Annotated in this window: 11 protein-coding genes and 1 tRNA gene; 3 read left to right on the plus strand and 9 right to left on the minus strand. The window is 69.1% G+C overall.

The annotated features are described in order from the left end of the window. Positions 1-139: 139 nt before the first annotated feature. The 7 genes from N2652_09875 to purF form a co-directional block, all read right to left on the minus strand. Complete coding sequence (locus tag N2652_09875; GenBank protein MCX7819493.1) at positions 140-1042, minus strand: glycosyltransferase; 903 nt, start codon at positions 1040-1042, stop codon at positions 140-142. Beyond that, a complete protein-coding gene (locus N2652_09880; GenBank protein MCX7819494.1) occupies positions 1039-1980 on the minus strand; it encodes a glycosyltransferase in 942 nt (313 codons plus the stop codon). The genes N2652_09875 and N2652_09880 overlap by 4 nt, the downstream gene beginning before the upstream one ends. Positions 1981-2021: 41 nt before the next feature. Then, on the minus strand, positions 2022-3194 hold the full coding sequence (locus tag N2652_09885; protein MCX7819495.1) for a glycosyltransferase family 2 protein: 1173 nt from the start codon (positions 3192-3194) through the stop codon (positions 2022-2024). A 384-nt stretch (positions 3195-3578) separates the two neighbouring features. Beyond that, the gene (gene ligA / locus N2652_09890; protein ID MCX7819496.1) at positions 3579-5843 is read right to left on the minus strand and encodes an NAD-dependent DNA ligase LigA; all 2265 of its coding nucleotides are present in this window, start codon (positions 5841-5843) and stop codon (positions 3579-3581) included. A 72-nt stretch (positions 5844-5915) separates the two neighbouring features. Next, positions 5916-7382, minus strand: a complete 1467-nt coding sequence (locus N2652_09895; protein MCX7819497.1) for a glutamate synthase subunit beta — start codon at positions 7380-7382, stop codon at positions 5916-5918. A gap of 13 nt (positions 7383-7395) precedes the next feature. Beyond that, positions 7396-11970 carry a glutamate synthase large subunit gene (gltB, locus tag N2652_09900; GenBank protein MCX7819498.1) on the minus strand — a complete coding sequence of 1525 codons (4575 nt, stop codon included), beginning with the start codon at positions 11968-11970 and terminating at the stop codon, positions 7396-7398. Beyond that, on the minus strand, positions 11967-13463 hold the full coding sequence (purF, locus tag N2652_09905) for an amidophosphoribosyltransferase (protein ID MCX7819499.1): 1497 nt from the start codon (positions 13461-13463) through the stop codon (positions 11967-11969). Before purF ends, gltB begins: the two co-directional genes overlap by 4 nt. 271 nt (positions 13464-13734) lie before the next feature. On the opposite strand from purF, the gene N2652_09910 reads away from it, so the two are divergent. Both N2652_09910 and N2652_09915 read left to right on the plus strand, forming a co-directional pair. Next, a complete protein-coding gene (locus N2652_09910) occupies positions 13735-16170 on the plus strand; it encodes an FAD-dependent oxidoreductase (protein MCX7819500.1) in 2436 nt (811 codons plus the stop codon). A 20-nt stretch (positions 16171-16190) separates the two neighbouring features. After that, positions 16191-16475: a hypothetical protein gene (locus N2652_09915; GenBank protein MCX7819501.1), complete on the plus strand. Its 285-nt coding sequence runs from the start codon at positions 16191-16193 to the stop codon at positions 16473-16475. Positions 16476-16885: 410 nt separating this feature from the next. On the opposite strand, the gene N2652_09920 is transcribed toward N2652_09915, so the two are convergent. Both N2652_09920 and N2652_09925 read right to left on the minus strand, forming a co-directional pair. Continuing rightward, positions 16886-16960, minus strand: a tRNA-Gly gene (locus N2652_09920). A 79-nt stretch (positions 16961-17039) separates the two neighbouring features. Next, positions 17040-18110 (minus strand): M42 family metallopeptidase, encoded by a 1071-nt coding sequence (locus N2652_09925; GenBank protein MCX7819502.1) that lies wholly within the window; start codon positions 18108-18110, stop codon positions 17040-17042. A gap of 150 nt (positions 18111-18260) precedes the next feature. Between N2652_09925 and N2652_09930 the strand changes: the two genes are divergently transcribed. Then, the gene (locus tag N2652_09930) at positions 18261-20273 is read left to right on the plus strand and encodes a hypothetical protein (GenBank protein ID MCX7819503.1); all 2013 of its coding nucleotides are present in this window, start codon (positions 18261-18263) and stop codon (positions 20271-20273) included. Positions 20274-20307: the final 34 nt, after the last annotated feature.

Genomic DNA, 20307 nt, shown 5'->3' on the forward strand with positions numbered 1-20307 from the left:
CCGGCTGCGACGCCGGCGCACAGTCATCGTGACATCTTGCTGGACAACCGGGCGCCTCCGGCTGCCGATCATCGCCGCAAGCGTGATACGGCCGCGCAGGACGGGCCCGTGGCCCGATCGTTCTACGTGCCGGTCGTGTTCAAACCCAATAGCCGGGATGGTAACTGAGCCGACGCACCCACGAGCGCGGCAGGCGGTCGGCGCGATGGCCGAGGATCGTCCCGAGCGCCCGTGCCGCGTTGTATGCGGCGTAGTACGGCCACCAGCGCACCGACTGACGCAACATGTGCCGCGCCTCCATTCTCAGATATCGACGGCCGGCTCGGACACTGTCGCCGAGCGTGTGGCCGTCAAACACCTGGCGGAGCGCAAACGCGCTGTCGAAATAGCGGCGGAAGGTTTGCGAGAGGGTGTAGTGGTGGGAATGCAGCACGATCGAGTCGGCCGCGTAAACGATCGCATGTCCTTCCCGCAGCAGATCACGCGAGAGCTGCTGGTCCTCGCACATCAGCAGGTTTTCGTCGAACGGATGTGCCTGCCAGGCGGAGCGCCGCACTGCGGAGCTGACATTGGAAAAGAAGACCGCGGTCAGGTCCAACGGTTGGCCCGGCTGCGCACGGCGCACGACCGGCGGGCCGGGCGGAAAGTGAAACGCGATCTGAAACGCCTCGACCGGATCCACCGGGCCGCGGGGCAGCCACCTCGAATAGGCCGCCGCGACGGTCGGATCCTCGAACGGTGCGATCAATCGATCGAGCCAGCGGCCATTGGCGGGCAGCGCGTCCTGCGTCAGAAACACCAGCAGTTCGCCGATGGCCTCGCGGGCGCCGAGGTTGCGAGCGCGGCCGTGCCGAAACTTTGTGATCGGCAGCGTGCGCACGCGCTCAAACCGCCGCGCAATCTCCAGCGTGCGATCGCGCGACATCGAGTCGACCAGAATCACCTCCTCGGGCGGGGCGGGTTGCTGGGACAAGATCGCGGCCAGCAACTCGGGCAGCCAGCGCTCCGCGTTCCACACCGGAATGATCACCGAGACTTTCATACCGCCCCTTCGTGACTCGCCGGCGTCGCGCGGGCACGTCGCCGTGCCAGCGCGCGGTCGAACACTCGTGACCAGACGATATATCGCGCACAATTCAGCGGTCCTGCGTGTGCGGCCGTCGTCAGCAGGCGTGCCCACGGTACCCTCTGGCGGTGCGCCAGCGCCAGCAGACACCGATAGGCGGCCCGGGAGAGCGGAGCCACGCGGTCGAGCCAAGCCGCGGAAACCCCCGAGGTGGGCGCCAACTCTCGGAGACGGGACTGAACCCGAAGGAACTGCCGCTCCACGTCGTCCGCGTCGCGGGTGCGCACGGACGACTGGGAGGCCGGATGAATGCGGAAATCAGCAAGCGGGGCGTCGAGGTATACCATCGGTGCCGCGGCCGCGAGCCGGATCCAGAGATCCCAGTCGGCGAGATACCACAAGGTGTCATCCATCGGCCCGACCTGTTCGAGCAGCGTGCGGCGCGCACAGACTCCGGGCAGCGGAATCGGGTTCTGCATCGCAAGTCGGCGCAGCGAGCCCGGCGCGGAGAGCGGGCGGTCCGCCGGGAACGGGCAGCGCCAGCGGCCCAGTGGGCGGCCGGCATCATCCACGAAGCGCGCCGCATGCACGATCCAGCCGGCCGCCGAATGGCGAGCGGCCGCCTGCCGCAGCGCCGAAAGGCGCCCAGGCGCCCACGCGTCATCCTGGTGCAGGAAGCTCACCCACTCTCCCCGCGCCAGTTCGAGGCCGCGCTGGGTCGCGGCGACCCAGTTGCCCGAGCGGGGCCCGCTCACCACGCGCAGCGGCAGCCGGCGCGACCACTCGTCGAGCAGCCGGGGCGAGTCGTCCGTCGAACCGTCCTCCACCGCGATGATCTCCATCGGCTCCCCGGCCGCGGGGGCAAGCGAGTGGAGTGCGGCGGACAGATGGCGCGCCCCGTTGAATACCGGCATGACGACCGAGATCCACGGCGACGCGGATGGTGCAACTCCCTTCACCGCCGCCGGCGCATGCCCAGAATGCTGACGAACGCGCCGCTGAAAAGCGTCTGCGTACCCAGCGCAATCAGCGTCGCGCCGGGGATCACGACGCGCATCGTTGCGGAGTAGTCGAGTTGGCCGAAACCGACCCGCAGCCAGCCGCGGACGGCGAGCGCAATCAACACTACGCCGATCAATCCGGCCGCGGCGCCGATGGCGAGACCTCGTTCGAGGTTGATGCGCCGCAGCCAACGCTCCAGCATCGGGTCGGGTGGGAGGAACCCCTCCTGAATGCCAAATAACCGCGTCATCATCGAGAACAGCACGGACTGGTAGCCGAGCATGACCAGCAACGATCCGATCAGCAACGAGTGCGCGTCCGGGCGAATGCGACCGACCTGGACTCGCCCGTAGACGAGCGCAGCGAGGGCCGTTCCAGTCAGCATCAGTGCGAGCCCTGGACAGAGGAACAACCGCCGCGGCGAGGACACCAGAAACAGTCGCAACGTCCGCCATCCGTCGCGGAAGGTTTTCAGGTGCGGCCGCCGCACGCGGCGGCCGTCGGGGTACAACGTGATCGGAAGCTCGCACAGGCGAGCACGGGCCATCGCCGCCTTGATCACCATCTCGGTTGCGAACTCCATGCCGATGCACCGCAGCTCGAGGCGGTCGTACAGAGCCCGCGTGAACGCGCGCATGCCGCAGTAGACGTCGTGAATCGGTACTTGGAACCATCGCCGCGCCAGCGCAGAGATCGCCGGATTGCCCAGATGGCGGTGCAGCCACGGCATCGCGCCGCGCTCAATGCGACCGCCACCGGCGGGCAGCCGACAGCCCTGGACCAGCTCCCAACCCTCCCGCAGTCGGGCAAGAAAACGGGGAATCTCGGTGAGGTCGTAGCTCTGATCGGCGTCGGCCATCAGAATGAACGGCGCGCGCGATTGCTCGATGCCGGCCATCAGCGCCGCGCCATAGCCGCGTTCGGCCACGCGAACGACTCGCGCACCTGCCGCCAGCGCCAGCTCCGCGGAGCCGTCCTCGCTGCCGTTGTCGGCGACGATCACCTCGCCGGCAATGTGGTGACGGTCGAGCGTTTCCCGGGCGGTGCGGACGACCGCGCCCACGGTCTCCGACTCGTTGAGGCAGGGGATGACAATGCTGATTTCGGGCGTCGGTGCGGCCGTCACATCCGCGATGATAGGGAGGCTTCCGCGCCTGCGCCAAGCTGAACCGTCTCGGCGAAGTGGATTGAAGCCTTGTTATGGGCCCACAAGGTGGGCGGATCGGCAAGCATCTGTGCCCTCGTGGGCAGCCCGCGCGCATGTGTGTGTCGAGCCACCGAGAGTGGGGATGCCGATCTGCTCCGATCGAACAGGCCAACGGCGTATGCTCGACGATGGGCATTGGCCGAGCCGGATTTTCCCGAAGACCGGATTTCGCTCGAACAAGTTTTGCCGAATCCCCTCGCGTCGGGTTGCCGAGGTTCGCGCGCAAGCAGCGGAGCAACCCCGCAATGATTCGTTACTGGCGCCTCCGCCCTTGAGGAGGCAATGGCCGGGCATGTCAACGACCTAGAACAGCTCGCGCTGAGAGGGCTGCGGACGCGAGGCGGGCGGCACACCGACCATTTGAAGGAACGCGGCCTCGTCCATCGTCGGGATGCCGAGTTCCGTGGCCCGCCGAAGTTTTGTATCGCCCGGCTCTCGGCCAACGATCAGCGCGGTGGTGCGACGGCTGACCGAGTCGGTCACCGTACCGCCCAGCGCACGGATTCGCTCGGCTGCCTGCTCACGGCTCATCGAGTCGAGTGTGCCGGTCAGCACGAACGTTTTACCGTCCAGCGGTCCGCCAGGTGCGGTTGCGGCGCCGGCTTCCGGCGCGGGGGCACCGCGAGGTTCGATACCCAATTGTGCCAGTCGGCTGAGAATCGTTCGGCCTCTCGGCGACTCGAAGAAGCGGAGCACTGAGGCGGCCTGAACCGGTCCGATGGGGCTGCGACCGCCGGGGCCGATTAGCGCCGCCAGTTGCGCGAGCTCCGCGTCGATTTCCCGGACGCGGGCTGTCCGGCGGTCCCGCTCGGCGGCATCGGCCGGCGTCTGCGCACGGGAGCGCAGCCGGCGCCGCTCCGCCAGCAGCTCATCGCGGCGCACGATCGCGCGAAGCCAGGGTGAATTGGCGATCTCGGCCAGCGTGCGATGGCGAGCAGCCAACTCCCTCGCGGTGACGTCGCCCACCTCGGGGATGCCAAGCGCGGTGAGCCACCGGTCCAGCGGTGCAGAGCGGCTGCGCAGGAGCGCCGCGAGCACACGCTCCGCGTTTTTCTCGCCGAACACGCGGGGCTCCGTCTCCGTGCCGAGGTTGAGCCGCGCGAGTTGGGCGGGTTGGAGCTCGTAGAGATCCAACGGATCGTCCACCAGGCCATGTTCGATGAGGCGGTCGGCCACGATGCCGCCAATCCCCTCGATATCGAGACCGGCGCGTCGGCAGAAGTACTCGAGCCGTCGCGCCTTTTGTGCGGGGCAATCGAGGTTTTCGCAGCGCAGCGCGACCTCCTCGCCCTCGCCGCCGCTCAGGCGTCCGCGAGCCACTGGGCCGCCGCAGGCGGGGCAGCGGTCGGGCATCTGAAACCTTCGTTCGGCGCCGGTGCGCAACTCGGGAAGCGAGCGGACGACCGCGGGAATCACCATGCCGGCCTTCTCGACCACGACGACATCGCCGATCCGGATGTCCTTGCGCTCGATTTCGTCCGCGTTGTGGAGCGTCGCGCGGCTGACGGTGGAGCCATCCAGAAACACCGGCTCGAGCTCCGCCACGGGGGTCAGCACGCCGCTGCGGCCCACTTGCACGGTGATGTCGAGCAGACGTGTGCGGGCTTGTTCGACCCAATCGCGCGGCTTGTAGGCGATCGCCCAGGCGGGATGTTTGGGTTTCAGGCCCAGTCGTCGCCAGTGGTCGAGACGGTTCAGCTTGACGACCGCGCCGTCGATGTCGTAGGGCAGCTCCGCCTCGCGCGCCCGCAGCTCGCGGCAGCGGTCGAGCACCTCCGCGACCGAGCGGCAAACCGCGGTGAACTGGGGCGTCGGCAGGCCGGCCGCGCGCAACCACGCCAGCGCCGCGGAGTGGGTGTCGAACTCGCGGCCCTCGCAGCGGGCGACCGCGTACATCACCGTCCGCAGCGGCCGCGCGGCCACCAGGCGGGGGTCGAGCAGCTTCAGCGAGCCGGCCGTCGCGTTGCGCGCGTTCGGGAATGGTTCCTCTCCGCTTTCGCGCAGGCGGCGGTTCAGCTCCGCGAAGCCGGCACGATCCATGTAGACTTCGCCGCGGACTTCAATCAGCGCCGGCGGATGGTCGGCGCGCAGACGCAGCGGCAGACTTCGGATCGTGCGGGCGTTGGCGGTGATGTCGTCGCCGGTTTCACCGTCACCGCGGGTCGCGGCCAGTTCGAGCACTCCGTCGCGGTACACCAGTGTGATCGAGACGCCGTCGATCTTCGGCTCGACGTGGTATTCGACCTCCTCGTCGCCGAGCGCCCGGCGGACGCGCGCGTCGAACAGCTGCAGGTCATGATCGGTGCGCGCCTTTTCGAGCGAGAGCATCGGCACCAGATGGCGCACGTGGCGGAAGCCATCCAGCGGTGCGCCGCCCACCCGCTGGGAGGGGGAGTCGGGCGTGACGAGCTCGGGGAATTGGCGCTCCAGATCGAGCAGTTCGTCGTAGAGCCGGTCGTACTCTGCGTCGCTGATCGTGGGACGGGCGAGCACGTAGTAGCGGTAGTCATGCTCGGCGATCTGGCGGCGGAGCTCGGCCAGCCGCTGGCGGGCCTGTTCGCGGTCCATGCGGCCATCATAGCGGGCCGGCGGAGTGGCGCAACGGGAGAAGATGGCATGGCTGGCGGGCGGCGCGGAGGTTCACACGCGCGGCAGATCGCCCTCGCCCTTCGTCGGCAGGCGGGTGTCGCCGCTCAGGTGGGCATCCACCGCGCGGGCACACTCGCGGCCCTCCGCGATCGCCCACACGATGAGCGACTGGCCGCGCCGACCGTCCCCGGCCGCGAAGATGCCGGGAACACTGGTCGCGTACTGTTCGTCGGTGCGAATGCAGCCACGGCGGTCCAGTTCGAGCCCGAGCTGGGCGACGATGCCATCCGTCTCCGGTCCGAGGAAGCCCATTGCGAGAATCACCAGGTCGGCGGGCCACTCCCGTTCCGAGCCGGGCACTGGCTCGAGCGCCGGGGGACCGGCCGTGGCCGGCGAGGCGGCAAACCGCACGTCCACGGTGCGCACCGCGCGAACGCGACCGCGGTCGCCGAGAAACTCGATCGCGGAGATCGCGAAGTGGCGTTCGCCGCCCTCCTCGTGGGAGGTGCTGGTGCGTAGCCGCATCGGATAGAACGGCCAGGGTTGGTGGGGCGGCCGGCCGACGGGCGGGCGCGGCAGCAGTTCGAAGTTCACCACCGACACCGCTCCCTGCCGGAGCGCGGTGCCGATGCAGTCGCTGCCGGTGTCACCGCCGCCGATCACGATCACGCGGCGGCCGCGCGCGGTAATGGGATCGGAGAGCGCGTCGCCGGCGACCAGCCGGTTTTGCTGCGGCAGGTAGTCCATCGCGAAGTAGATCCCCTCGAGCTCGCGCCCCGGGATTGCAAGGTCGCGCGGCCGGGTGGCGCCGATCGCGAGCACGATCGCGTCGAAGCTGCGTCGCAGCTCCTCCGCGTGCAAGTCCCGGCCGACGTGCACACCGGGCCGGAAACGGATGCCCTCCGCCTCGAGCAGTGCCAGCCTCCGATCGAGGATGTGTTTCTCCAGCTTGAAATCGGGGATGCCGTAGCGCAGCAGTCCGCCGATGCGGTCGGCGCGCTCGAACACGGTCACCTCGTGGCCGGCGCGATTGAGCTGCTGCGCGCAGGCGAGCCCCGCCGGTCCCGAGCCGACAATCGCGACACGGCAGCCGGTGCGGCGCACCGGCGGTTCCGGCCGCACCCATCCTTCTGCGAACGCGCGTTCGGCGATATCGTGTTCGATCTGCTCGATGGTGACGGGCGGCTCGTTGATGCCGAGCACGCACGCTTCCTCGCAGGGCGCCGGACAGAGCCGGCCGGTGAACTCCGGGAAGTTGTTGGTCGCGTGGAGCCGGCGGGCCGCTTCCCGCCATTCGCCACGCCAGACCAGATCGTTCCACTCGGGAATCAGATTGCCGAGGGGGCAGCCGGTGTGGCAGAACGGCACGCCACAATCCATGCAGCGCGCGGCCTGGCGGCGGGACTGCGCTTCGGTCCATGGCACCGGGATCTCGCGGAAGTCCCGGATCCGCTCCGCGGCTGGGCGCTTGTGGGGCAGCTCCCGCGGATACTCCATGAAGCCGGTGGGTTTGCCCATGGACAGCCTCCGATCAGCCCGCCGCAACCGGTGCGGGCTCGGCCGCCGGTGCGGTCTCGCGCGCCATCCGTTCCAGCGCGCGGCGATAGTCGTCCGGGAACACTTTCACCCAGCGTCGCCGTTCCGTGGCCCACGCGTTGAGTAGTCGTGCGGCGACGGGGCTTTCCGTGTAGAGGAGATGCCGGCGCAGCAGCCGCAGCACGAGCCGGATGTCGTCCTCCTCTTCCAGCGGCTCGAGCGTGACCATGCCGGTGTTGCAGCGCCGCGCGAACGTGCCGTCAGGGTCGTACACGAACGCGAGCCCGCCAGACATGCCCGCGGCGAAGTTCCGGCCGGTCTCGCCGATCACCACCACCACGCCGCCGGTCATGTACTCGCAGCCGTGGTCGCCGACACCCTCGACGACCGCGAGCGCGCCGGAGTTCCGCACCGCAAACCGCTCGCCCGCGCGGCCGCGCACGTAGCACTCGCCTGCGGTGGCCCCATAGAGGGAGACGTTGCCGACCGCGATGTTGTGTTCCGCCACATACCGCGCGCCCCGCGGCGGCCGCACGGTCAGTTTCGCGCCGGAGAGGCCCTTTCCAAAGTAGTCGTTCGCGACGCCTTCAAGGTGGATGGTGAGCCCCGGCGCGCCAAACGCGCCAAACGACTGCCCCGCGACGCCATGCGCGCGAATGACGATCGTGTCCTCGGGCAGCCCCGCGCCGCCCCACCGGCGTGCGATCTCGCCGCTGAGCAGCGTGCCGACCGTGCGGTGGACGTTGCGGACCGGCAACGTGATCTCCACCGGGGAGCGCCGGCCGAACTGCAGCGCGGGCGCCGCTCGGCGGATCAGCTCGTGATCGAGCGACTCCTCCAGCCCGTAGGCGCGGCGCCGCACCGCGTGCCGCTCGCCGCCGAACGGCGCGGGCGGAAACTCCAGAATGCGCGAAAGATCTAGGCCATGCGCCTTCCAGTGTTCACGGGCGGCGGAAGCCTCCAGCCGGTGGCTCTGGCCCACCATTTCGTCCACGGTGCGATAGCCGAGCCGAGCCATCCATCGGCGAAGGTCTTCCGCGACGAACCGGAAGAAGTTCACGACATGTTCCGGCCGCCCCGCGAACTTCCGCCGCAGCGCGGGATCCTGCGTTGCGATGCCGACGGGGCAGGTGTTGCGATGACAGGCGCGCATCATCACGCAGCCCATTGCGATCAGCGGAGCGGTCGCAAAGCCGAACTCCTCGGCGCCCAGCAGACAGGCGATCGCGACGTCGCGGCCGGTGAGGAGCTTGCCGTCGCACTCCACCGCGATCCGGTCGCGCAGGCCGTTCAGCACCAGCGTCTGCTGGGTTTCGGCCAGCCCCAGCTCCCACGGCAGGCCCGCGTGCTTCAGCGACGATTCCGGTGAGGCGCCCGTGCCGCCGTCGTAGCCGCTGATCAGCACGACGTCCGCCTTGCCCTTCGCGACGCCCGCCGCGACGGTGCCGACGCCGACCTCGGAGACCAGCTTGACCGTGATGCGCGCGCGGGGGTTCGCACAACGGAGATCGTGAATCAGCTGCGCGAGGTCCTCAATCGAATAGATGTCGTGGTGGGGCGGCGGCGAGATCAGCTGCACCCAGGGCGTCGAGTGGCGCACCCTGGCGATCCACGGATACACCTTCTCCGCCGGCAGCTGACCGCCCTCGCCGGGCTTGGCCCCCTGCGCGATCTTGATCTGCAGTTCGCGCGCGTTCACGAGATATTCGATCGTGACGCCGAACCGCCCCGACGCGATCTGCTTGATCGCGCTGCAGCGGGAGTCACCGCCCGGCAACGGATGAAACCGCTCCGGGTCCTCGCCACCCTCACCGGAGTTGCTGCGCCCGCCGATGCGGTTCATCGCAATCGCGAGCGTTTCGTGTGCCTCCTGGCTGATGGAGCCGTAGGACATCGCACCGGACTTGAACCGCCGCGTGATCTCGGTCCACGGTTCCACTTCCTCCAACGGCACCGCGCGTGCGGGGTCCTCGCGGAACCGGATCAGACCGCGCAGCGTCATCAGCCGGCGACTCTGGTCATCCACCAGACGGCAGAACTCCTGGAACGCGGCCTCGTTGCCGTCTCGCACCGCCTGCTGCAACTTTGCGATCGCCAGCGGCTGCAGCAGGTGTGCTTCCCCGTCGCGCCGCCACTTGTAGATCCCGCCCGGCTCCAGCTCGGTGGGGCTGCCCTCCGGTGCGGGGTCCGCCATCGGCGGCGGCGCCCAGGCACGGGAATGTCGGCGCGCGATCTCCTCGGCGAGCTCCGCGAACTTCGCACCGCCGACGCGACTCGGCGTGCCGGCGAAGCAGCGCTCCACCACCGACGCATCCAGCCCCACCGCCTCGAACTGCTGGGCACCGCAGTAGCTGCGGAGCGTCGAGATGCCCATTTTCGACATGGTCTTCAGCACGCCCTTCGCCGCCGCGTGCAGGTATCGCGCGCGGGCCGCGTCTGGCGGGCCCGGAATCCGGCCGCGCGCGACCAGCCAGTCCACCAGCTCCAGCGCCAGGTAGGGGTGGATCGCGCCAGCGCCGTAACCGAACAGCGCGGCGAAGTGATGCACCTCCCGCGGTTCGCCGCTGTCCACCACGATGCCGCAACGGGTCCGCAGGCCGCAGCGGATCAGGTGGTGGTGCACCGCGCCCAGCGCCAGCAGCATGGGAATCGGCGCGGTGTCGGGCGCGGAGCCGCGGTCCGTGAGCACCACAATCGTTCGGCCTCGGTCGCGCACTTCCGTCTCCGCGGCCGCGGCCAGCGCGGAGAGCGCCGCCTCCAGCCCGGCTCCGCCGCCGTGCGGGTTCCATCGGGCCGTCAACACCGCGGCGCGCAGCCCCGGCGCGTCGAGCGCACGGATGCGGTTCATCTCCTCCCTGTCCAGCATTGGCCAATCCAGCCGCACCTGGCGCGCGGCGGACTCCTCCTCGTCAAACAGATTCCCCTGCGAGCCGAGGTACACCGTCAGCGAGGTGACCAGCTCCTCGCGGATCGCGTCCAGCGGAGGATTGGTGACCTGCGCGAAGAGCTGGTGAAAGTAGTCGTACATCAGCCGCGGCCGCTCGGAGAGAATCGCCAGCGGCACGTCGGTGCCCATCGAGCCGACCGGCTCCTCGCCACGTTCCGCCATCGGGCCGACGAGAACCTCCAGGTCCTCCCGGCTGTATCCGAACTCGCGCAGCCGGGTTGTCAGCGGTGCGGTTTCGGCAGGCGGAGGTGCGCCGGCCGGCAGATCCGCGGGCCGCAGCTGCTGGCGGCGGATCCAGGCCCGCCACGGCCGGCGGCGGATCGCGTCGGCCTTGATCTCCTCATCGTCCACCAGGCGGTGGCGGCGCAGATCCACCAGAAAGATCCGACCCGCCTCCAGCCGGCCCTGCCGCTCGATGGTTTCCGGTGGGCAGTCCAGCACCCCCACCTCCGAAGCCAGCACCACGCGGCCGTCGCGCGTGACGGTGTAGCGGGAGGGACGTAGCCCATTGCGGTCCAGCACGGCGCCGACGAGGTCGCCGTCGGTGAACACGATCGAGGCCGGGCCGTCCCAGGGCTCCATCAGCGCGGCGTGATACTCGTAGAAGGCGCGGCGGTCCTCGTCCATCTCGTCGTGGTGCTCCCACGCTTCCGGGATCAGCATCATCAGCGCGTGAGGGAGGGACCGGCCGGTGTGCACCAGCAGCTCGACGACGTTGTCTAGCGTCGCGGTATCGCTGGCGCCAGGTGTGCAGATCGGCCGCAGCCGGGCGAGGTCGTCGCCGAACCGCTCCGATCGCATCGCCGCCTCGCGCGCGGCCATCCAGTGAATGTTTCCCCGCAGCGTGTTGATTTCGCCGTTGTGGCAGAGGTAGCGGAACGGCTGCGCCAGATCCCAGCTCGGAAACGTGTTGGTGCTGTAACGCTGGTGCACGATCGCCAGCGCACTGACCAGGTCCGGATCGTCCAGGTCGGGGTAGAACGCGGCCATCTGGTCGGCGAGCATCAGCCCTTTGTACACGAGGGTTCGGGAGGAGAGGCTGCAAACGTGGATCCGGCCACGTTCGGGCCAGTCGCTCTGGCGGACGCGGTTTTCGAAGAGCTTGCGCGCGACGTATAGCCGCCGTTCGAACTCCTCGCGGTCGGCCGCGACGCCCGAACCGACAAAGACCTGTTCGATCTCCGGCTTCACGTCGCGCGCGACGCGGCCGAGCACCTCCTCCCGCACCGGCACCGGGCGCCAGCCCAGCGGTTCGAGGCCCCGTTCGACAAGCGCCGCGTCCAGCGTCGCGCGCGCGGCGGCGCGCATTTGCGGGTCGCGCGGCAGGAACACGTTGCCGACCGCGTAGGCGCCAGCCGGCGGCAGCGGACGACCACCCGGCGCCACCTTGCGCAGGAAACCGTCTGGCAACTGGATCAGAATGCCCGCGCCGTCGCCGGTCCGCTCATCGCACCCGCATGCGCCGCGGTGGGTGAGGTTGACCAGCACCTCGATGCCCTGCCGAACGATCTGGTGAGACGGCTGTCCGTCGAGCCGGCACACCATCCCCACGCCGCAGGCGTCGTGCTCGAACTCGGGGGCGTACAGGCCCGCCCGCTGGCCCGCTTCGGCGGCCGGCTTCATCGCGTCACCTCCGGCGCAGCCGCAGCGCAGACTTCGAACGCATGTTTCGGCGTGGGCGAGGGGACCCGTTCGGGATACCGGCCGGTGAAACACCCCACACAGTACCGGCTCGGCGTGGCCAATTCTGCGCGCAGACCGCCCAGGCTCAGGTAGCCCAGACTGTCGGCGCCGATCATCCGGGCGATCTCCTGTGGCTCGCGCGTGGCGGCGGCCAGCTCCGCGCGTGTCGGGAAGTCAATCCCGAAGTGACACGGCCAGCGGACCGGCGGCGAGGCGATGCGCACGTGCACCTCGAGTGCACCCGCCTCGCGCAGTGCGCGCACGCGTCGGCGCACCGTGGTGCCGCGCACCAACGAGTCGTCCACCACCACCACGCGCCGTCCGCGGACCACGTCCTCGACGATCGCCAGCTTGAGGTCCACCGCATCCGTCCGTTCTCCGGCGCTGGGTTGAATGAAGGTGCGGCCGATGTAGTGATTGCGGATGAAGCCAAAGTCGAGCGGCAGGCCCGTCTGACGCGCATAGCCAATGGCGGCCGATACGCCGCTGTCCGGAATGGGGATCACCACGTCTGCCGGCGCCGGCTGCTCGCGCGCGAGCCGCTGCCCGAACCGCACCCGCACCTCGTGAACACTTTCGCCAAACAGACGACTGTCCGGCCGCGCAAAGTAGATGTGCTCGAACACGCACTGTCCGGGCCGGCCGTTTCCGGCAACAAACCGCTCCCGCAACAGTCGGCCGCCGCGGATCCGCAGCAGTTCGCCCGGTTCGATCTCGCGAATGAACTCTGCGCCGACCTGCCGCAGCGCGCACGTTTCGCTCGCGATCACGTGCCCGCCACCGAGCCGCCCGAGACACAGCGGCCGGAACCCGTGCCGGTCGCGCGCGGCGATCAGCTCGTCGCCATGCAACAACAGGAACGAGAACGCGCCTCTGAGGTCCCGCAGCGCCGCGGCCACCGGCGAGGAGCGGCGTGCGTACCGCGGGTGCGCGATCATGTGGAGAAGGATCTCGCTGTCGGTGCCGGTCTGGAAGATCGCCCCCTGCGCCTGGCGCTGCGAGCGCAGCTCCGCCGCATTGGTCAGGTTGCCGTTATGCGCGATCGCCCACACGCCGTCGCGGCACTCCACCGCGATCGGCTGCACGTTGCGAAGGTCCGAGGCGCCGGTGGTGGAGTACCGAACATGGCCGATACCGATCTCCCCGCGGAGCTCCGCCAACTGCGTGGCGTGCCGCTCCGCCATTTCTGCCGCCAGGCCCATCGCGCGGACCGAGCGCACAATCCGGCCGTCGCTCACCGCAATGCCGGCCCCCTCCTCCCCCCGGTGCTGCAACGCCATCAGCCCGCGCAAAACCACCCGCGCGGCGCCCGGCACGCCGTAAACGCCAAACAACCCACAGTGATGGGCCGGACGATCCTCTGAACCAAACGCCCGCCGCTGCTCGTCTTCGCCGCCTCCCGTCGGCGATTCCATTTCTGACAAAGGTTTCATCGTCACATCCGCTGCCTTTACAGCCGGAATCGTGCCAAATCTCAAGCCCCGGCAAAAGTCAATGCCGGACAGTGAGATAATATATCTGGGGGCTGCGCCAACACAACAAAACTGTCGCCCGGCCTCTTTCGGCGAACAAACTTGTTGCGTTTGGGAGGAGGCGAGGATGGCTTGAGGGCCCCGCATCGTGGTGCCGCGCCGGGGGAACTTGTCCGTCTGCGTCGAAAACCGGTAAAGTCACCGCGAGTGGCTCGGCACTGAAGCGGGAGCGATGACCGACCAGCGTCACAACGATGCCGGCGGGGGGCTGGAGGATCCGCTGCGCTTTGCGGCGGTGGTGGCGCACCAGTTGAAATCGCCGATCGGTGCGGCGGAGACGGTGCTGCAGACGCTGATCGCCGATCTGGCGGGCCCCCTGACGCCGCGCCAGAAGGACCTGCTCCAGCGTGCGGACGCGCGGCTCACGGAAGCGCTGGAGACCGTGCGACGGCTGCTGACGATTGTCCGGCGGCCAGCGGGCGCTGGCGAGGCGGTGTGCGACGCGGCGGCGGTCGTGCGGAGAGTGCACCAGCAGTGGCTGGAGGAGGCGCAGCGACGGGACATTTCCCTGGCGGTGGACGTCCGCGACGAGCCGGCGTACGCAAAGGCCGGCGAGGAACTGCTGGTGGAAGTGCTGCGCGCGCTGATCGAGAACGCGCTGAAGTACACGCCGCGCCACGGGCAGGTGCGGGTGCTGGTGGCTCGCGAGGAGATCGGAGGAGGGGTGCGGGTCTCGGTGGGGGATTCCGGCCCGGGCGTGCCGGAGGCGGAGCGAACGCGGATTTTCGAACCGTTCTATCGTGCGGTGGTTCCCGGGGAGGGCCGCACACCTGGCGCGGGACTGGGCCTGGCGCTGGTCCGCGCGCTGGTCGAGTCGTGCGGTGGGACGGTACGGGCCGGCGGTTCGGATTTGGGAGGTGCGGAATTTGTGGTGGACCTGCCCGCCGCGACGGCGCCAGCGGAGGAAGCGATCGGCGCAAAGGCGGACCGGCTGCGGGTGGTGATCGTCGGCGGGGTGGCCGCGGGGCCGAAGGTCGCCTCGAAGGTGATGCGGCTCAAACCGGATGCGGAGGTCACGATCATCGAGCGGGGTGAGCTGCTGTCCTATGCGGGCTGCGGCCTCCCCTACTACGTTTCTGGTACTGTCCGCGACCGCCGCGCGCTGTTGTCGACGCCGCTGGGCGCCGTGCGAGACCCGATTTTTTTCCACAACGTGCGCAACGTGAGCGTGCTCAGCCGCACGGAGGCGCTGGAGGTGGACCGGCGGGGCCGACGGGTGAGGATCCGGGATCTCACCACCGGTGCGGAACGGTGGATCCCTTACGACCGCTTGGTGCTGGCCACCGGTGCCCGGCCGGTGGTGCCGGAGCTGCCGGGCCGGAGCCTCCGCAACATCTATACGCTGCACGGCGTGCACGACGCAGAAGGGATCCGACACGCGGTCGCCGGCGAGCGTGCGCTCGACGTGGTGCTGGTGGGCGGTGGGCTGATCGCAGTGGAAATGACGAAGGCGCTCGCACTGCGCGGTTGCCGGCTGACGATCGTCGAACGCATGCCGCAGATTCTCGGAATGCTGGACGAGGAGATCTCGCGGCTGCTGCAGCAGCACCTCGAGGCGAACGGCGTGCGCGTGCTGACGAGCGTGGAGGTGAAAGGCTTCCGCGGCGACGAGGCGGTCCGCGCGGTGGTGACCGACCACGGCGAGATTCCCGCGGACCTGGTGGTGCTGGCCGCGGGAGTCCGCCCAGAGACCTCGCTGGCGCGGGCGGCGGGGCTGACGATCGGGCCGACCGGCGGCATTCTCGTGGATGAGCATCTTCGTACCAGCGACCCCGACATCTACGCGGTCGGGGACTGCGTGGAAAACCGCGACCTTCTGACGGGCCGTCCGACCTACGTGCCGCTCGGTTCCACCGCGAACAAGCAGGGCCGTGTGGCGGCAGTGCATCTGTGCGGTGGCGGCGACCGGTTCCCGGGCATCCTGGGGACGGTTCTCTGCCAGGTGTTCGAGTACTGCGTCGGGCGCACGGGGCTGAACGAGCGCGAGGCCCGCGAGCTGGGCCGGGACGTGGTGACGGTGCTCTGCGCGGCACCCGACCGGGAGCACTTCCTGCCTGGCGCGCGGCTGCTGATGCTCAAACTGGTTGTGGAGCGCTCCAGCCGGCGGCTGCTCGGGCTGCAGGCGCTCGGCCCGGGCGAGGGGGACAAGCGGATTGATGTCGCCGCGACCGCCATCACCGCGGGGATGACGGTGGACCAGATCGCGCATCTCGACTTGGGCTACGCGCCGCCGTTTTCGCCGGCACTGGACAATCTGATCACCGCATGCAACGTGGCGCGTAACAAGCTGGATGGTCACTTCGTGGGCGTGTCGCCGCTGGAAGCGCGGCGGTTGCTGCGAGAGCGGCGCGACGTGACCCTGATCGATGTCAGCACGCCGCGCGAGTACGACGAGATGCGGATTCCCGGCTCGAGGCTGATTCCGCTGGGCTCGCTGCGGGGCCGGATGCGCGAGCTGCCGCAGGAGGGGGTGCTGTTGCTCTGTTGCCGGAACTCACTGCGGGCCTATGAGGCCTCGATCGTGCTGCGCCACGCGGGATTCCGCGACGTGCGTGTGCTGGATGGCGGAGTCCTGATGTGGCCGTTTGAAAAGGTATATGGAACATGACCGAGACGGAGGATCCGCGCATGAGCGCACGCCGAAGAACGCGTTCCGTTGAACATCATGAAATCATGGGGTTGCACATCACCGAACGCACTCGGCACGCCCCCGAGGTGCAACAGGTGCTGACCCGGCACGGTCGCATCATTCAGACGCGGCTGGGATTGCACGACGTCCACGGCCGCGAGGGATCACCGAACGGCCTGATTGTGCTGCATCTGGTCGGCTCGGACGCCGAGGTCGCAGCGCTCGAACGCGATCTGCGCGCGATCGAGGGCGTGGACGTGCAGCGCATGACATTCCGACATTGAGCCGCCCTCCGACGCCACGGTCTTCAGCGCCCGTGCGCGTCGGAACATGGCGAAGGCGAGAGGACGCGTGACCGGCCGGTACTGCAACACTGGCCACGGAGTCGCCGAAAGTCCTCCACCGCCGGCCGTGGACCAGGCTCCAACGGCTTGCCGGCGGGATTGGGAAGCGAGACTCGAGAGGAAGCGCCGTGCGCCGCGGGCCTTGATGCGCCGTTCGAGCTGACGGGCCTGAGCGATGTCGGCGGCGGGCTTGTGGAAGACCAGCACCCAGTCGGTGGCACGGGCTGACCATCCATGGTGAGCGCGCCGGTGCTGGCGCAGGCGTCGCCAGGGGCGCGAGGAAATGCCGACGTAATACTGATCGAGCGCGGCGGAGTACAGGATGTACGTGTAGGCGCCCGGAGCAGGGATGGAGCGGGAGACGGGGATCGAACCCGCGACGTTCAGCTTGGGAAGCTGACATTCTACCACTGAATTACTCCCGCACCGCTGACGTCGCTTTGACTCTACCACGCGGTCCGTGGCTTGTCATCCATCAATGGTCAGGGGTTCGCCCCGCGCTGCTCAACGCAGCAGCGAAAAGTCCGTGTCCGGCCTCAGCCCGGCAACAGTCTCCGCAATCAGCTCGATTTCTGCGTCGACGTCGTCCAGGTGAATCAGCTCACAGGAGCTGTGCAGGTATCGGCACGGCGTGCTCACCAGCGCGGTGATGACACCGGCCCGGCTAACCTGGATCAGATTTGCGTCCGTCGGTGTCGGCCCTCCATGCGCCTCAATTTGGTGCGGGATCTTTTGCCGCTCCGCGGTTTGAACCAACCGCTCGAATAGCCGCGGGTGCACGTTGGGACCGCGCGACACCACCGGCCCTCCGCCGAGCGAAATTTTGCCGAACCGCTTCACCGCCTCGTCCATCGTGGGGTGGTCGGTCGCAAAGGTGACGTCCGTCGCGATGCCGATCTGCGGGTCAATCCCAAACGCGGCGGTCCGTGCGCCCCGGATGCCGATTTCCTCCTGCACGGTGGCCACCGCGTGGACTTCCGCCCTCAACCTGGTTTTCGACAGGCGCCGCAGCACCTCCAGCACGATGAATGCGCCGATGCGGTTGTCAAAGCCCCGGCCGACAAGGATCTTGTCGGTCAGTTCCGCCAGCTCGTGATCCAGCACCAGCGGATCACCGATCGCCACGCGCTTTTGCGCCTCCTTCCGACTTCCCGCGCCGATGTCCACCCACAGTCGCTCGAGTTTCGTGACCTTGTCGCGATCTTCAGGTTTCAGCAGGTGCACAGGCATCTTGCCAAGTACCCCTTTCACCCGGCCTTTTCGCCCGCGGATCACGACGCGGTGGCCCTGGGGAATCTGAGGGTCCCAGCCGCCGATGGGTTGGATCCAGAGGAAGCCGTTGTCATCGATGTGGGAAACCACAAACCCAATCTCGTCGCAGTGGCCAGCGAGCAGCACGCGGGGTGCGCCGCCGGGATTGATCACCGCGTGGCTGTTGCCGTGCACATCATGGCGAACCGCCGTGGCGATGCCGCGCGCCTCGGCCTGCCACACGCGGGCGGCCTCCTCCTCGTAACCCGAGGGACTGATCGCGCGGATCAACGACTCTAGGAACCTGCGGGAAGCGTCCTTCATGGTCAGACGCCCAGCCTAGTCGGTCGCTGCCGACGGCGCAACCACCCGCGCGAGCCAGGCACCTCTCTTGCAGGCGGAGCTGCGCGAGTGATAGCTTGCCCGGCCGTGAGTGCGGAGCCGCCACCTTCCTCTGCGCACACCCCGCGGCGCATGGTGTGGCAGCTGGGCGCCGGCGCCGAGATCTACCCCGAGAGCGAGCGGCCGGCGCCGCTGCTGGGCGATGGGGGCGTTTCGCTGCTGCGTCTGAGCATGGCGAAGTTTCCAGTGCCGCCCGGCTTTGTGATCTCGGGCGAGGTGTGTGCGTTCTACGCCCGCAGTGGTGGCCGCTTCCCTCCCGGCGCGTGGGACCAGATCCGCCAACAGCTCGCCCGGCTGGAGCGCGCCGTGGTGAGCGAGCGCGACCGCGCTCCCCGCCCGCTGCTGCTGCGCGTGCGGGCGGCCGAATCCATCGCGGATCCGCGCGCTCGGCCCTTCGCGATGGTGATCGGGTTCAGCGAGCGGGCGGCCGACCGAATCGCGGAGGCGACCGGACGCGGCGCGCCGGGTTGGCGCGGATGGGCAAGACTGCTGCGAGCGTACGGCGCGCATGTGCTGGGGGCCGCCCCGGACGCGCTGGACGACGCGCGGACGCGACTGCTGCGTCGTCACCGCGTTGCGTCCGAGTCCGCATTGAGCGCGGAGGGTGCCCGGGAACTGTGCGCCGAGCTTCGCCGTGTGCTTTGGGACCGCGTCCGACAACCGATCCCGGTCGAGATCGAAGACCAGCTCCGCGGTTTACTGGCGTGGCTGTACGAGCAATGGCATCGCGCCGCGCTCGCGCGGGCTCCCGCCTCCCGCCCGCAGTTGGGCGTCCCGGTGGTCGCCACGGTTGCCGTGCTCAGTGATCTTGATGAGGGGTCGGTCGCTTGCGCGGCGTGGTCTCGCGATCCGATTTCGGGTGCGCCCGGCGTGTGGGGACGGCTGCTGCCGGACGATACACAGCTCCCCGACCCCTCAGCCGGCCTGCCGCTGGCGACGCTCGCATCCGCGCGCGATCCGCAACTGCGCGCCGCCCATGCGCAGATCTGCCGACTGACGGACCGCGCGGAACGTTTGGCGGGATGGCCACAGCTGGTCGAATACGTCGTGGAACGCGGACGGCTGTGGACCGTCGGCGCGATGTGCGCCCGCCCTTCGGCCGCGATCAGTCTGCGGTGGGCGGTGGATCTCGCCGGCGAAGATCGCGGCGGAGAGTCCGACCCGGTGCGGGAGTCGCTCCTGCGACTGCTGCCCGACGATCTGCGCCGCGACCGCCGCCCCGCTGCAAGCGTGCGGCGCGTTCGTCAGACAGTGATCGATTGGTGCCGGGCGAACCGCCGGCTCGAAATGCTCGTCTTTTTGCCGGACGTGCGCCCGCCCATCGTGCTGGACGCCGCCGCGTCCGACGGCGTCGTCTGGTGGCCGGATGCCTGCGAGGCCGGCGAGGAGCTTTGGGCGGACATGCATCAGTTGTTGTTACGCCATCGGGGGCGGCGGGTGATCGCCGTGCTGCCGGCCGGGCTGCTGGGGCGGTGCCACGGTGGGGAGGCGCAGCCCCGGCCTGCGCCCGGTCGCTCTCAGATTCCGCTGCAGCCGCTGGTTCAGGTATTGCGGCGCACACTGCGGGCACGGGGCCGCCCGCGGCTGGCGGTGGCGCTGCCGGTGGGAGATCTCGACGAGGCGGCGTCCGCATCGGTGGAGGAGCTGCGCGCGCAGCTCCGGGAGGTGCTGGCCCTGATCGGGCGGAACCTTTCCGTGGAGGCGGGCGTCGCGATTCGGTGCCCGCGCGCGGTGCTGGTGATGGATTCGATTGCGGAATCCGCCGACTTTGCGCTGCTCGACCTTGACCATCTCGATGGCGCGCTGCGGGGTCGCGTGACGTCGTTGGAGCCGAATGCGGGGCGGCCGTTTGATGCCGAGGGGCTCGGTGTGCTGATCGAAAGCGGGGTGCGGCGACTGCGCGCGGCCCACTCGATGTTTCGAGTCTTTTTAGCGATGCGCACAGTCCCATCCCCCGCGTTGCTGAGGTTCTGCTCGCGGCTCGGGGTGGCGGGCGTTGTGGTGCCCGACGAGCTGGTCGCGCCCGCCGGTCTGGTTGCAGCGCAGACCGCGATCCGCCTCGAGACAGCCGGGCGGCCGGCGTGAGCCACCAACCTCATCCCCCTCCCCGCCAGCCGCG

Source organism: Kiritimatiellia bacterium, from assembly GCA_026417735.1.
Taxonomy (GTDB): domain Bacteria; phylum Verrucomicrobiota; class Kiritimatiellia; order PWTM01; family PWTM01; genus CAACVY01.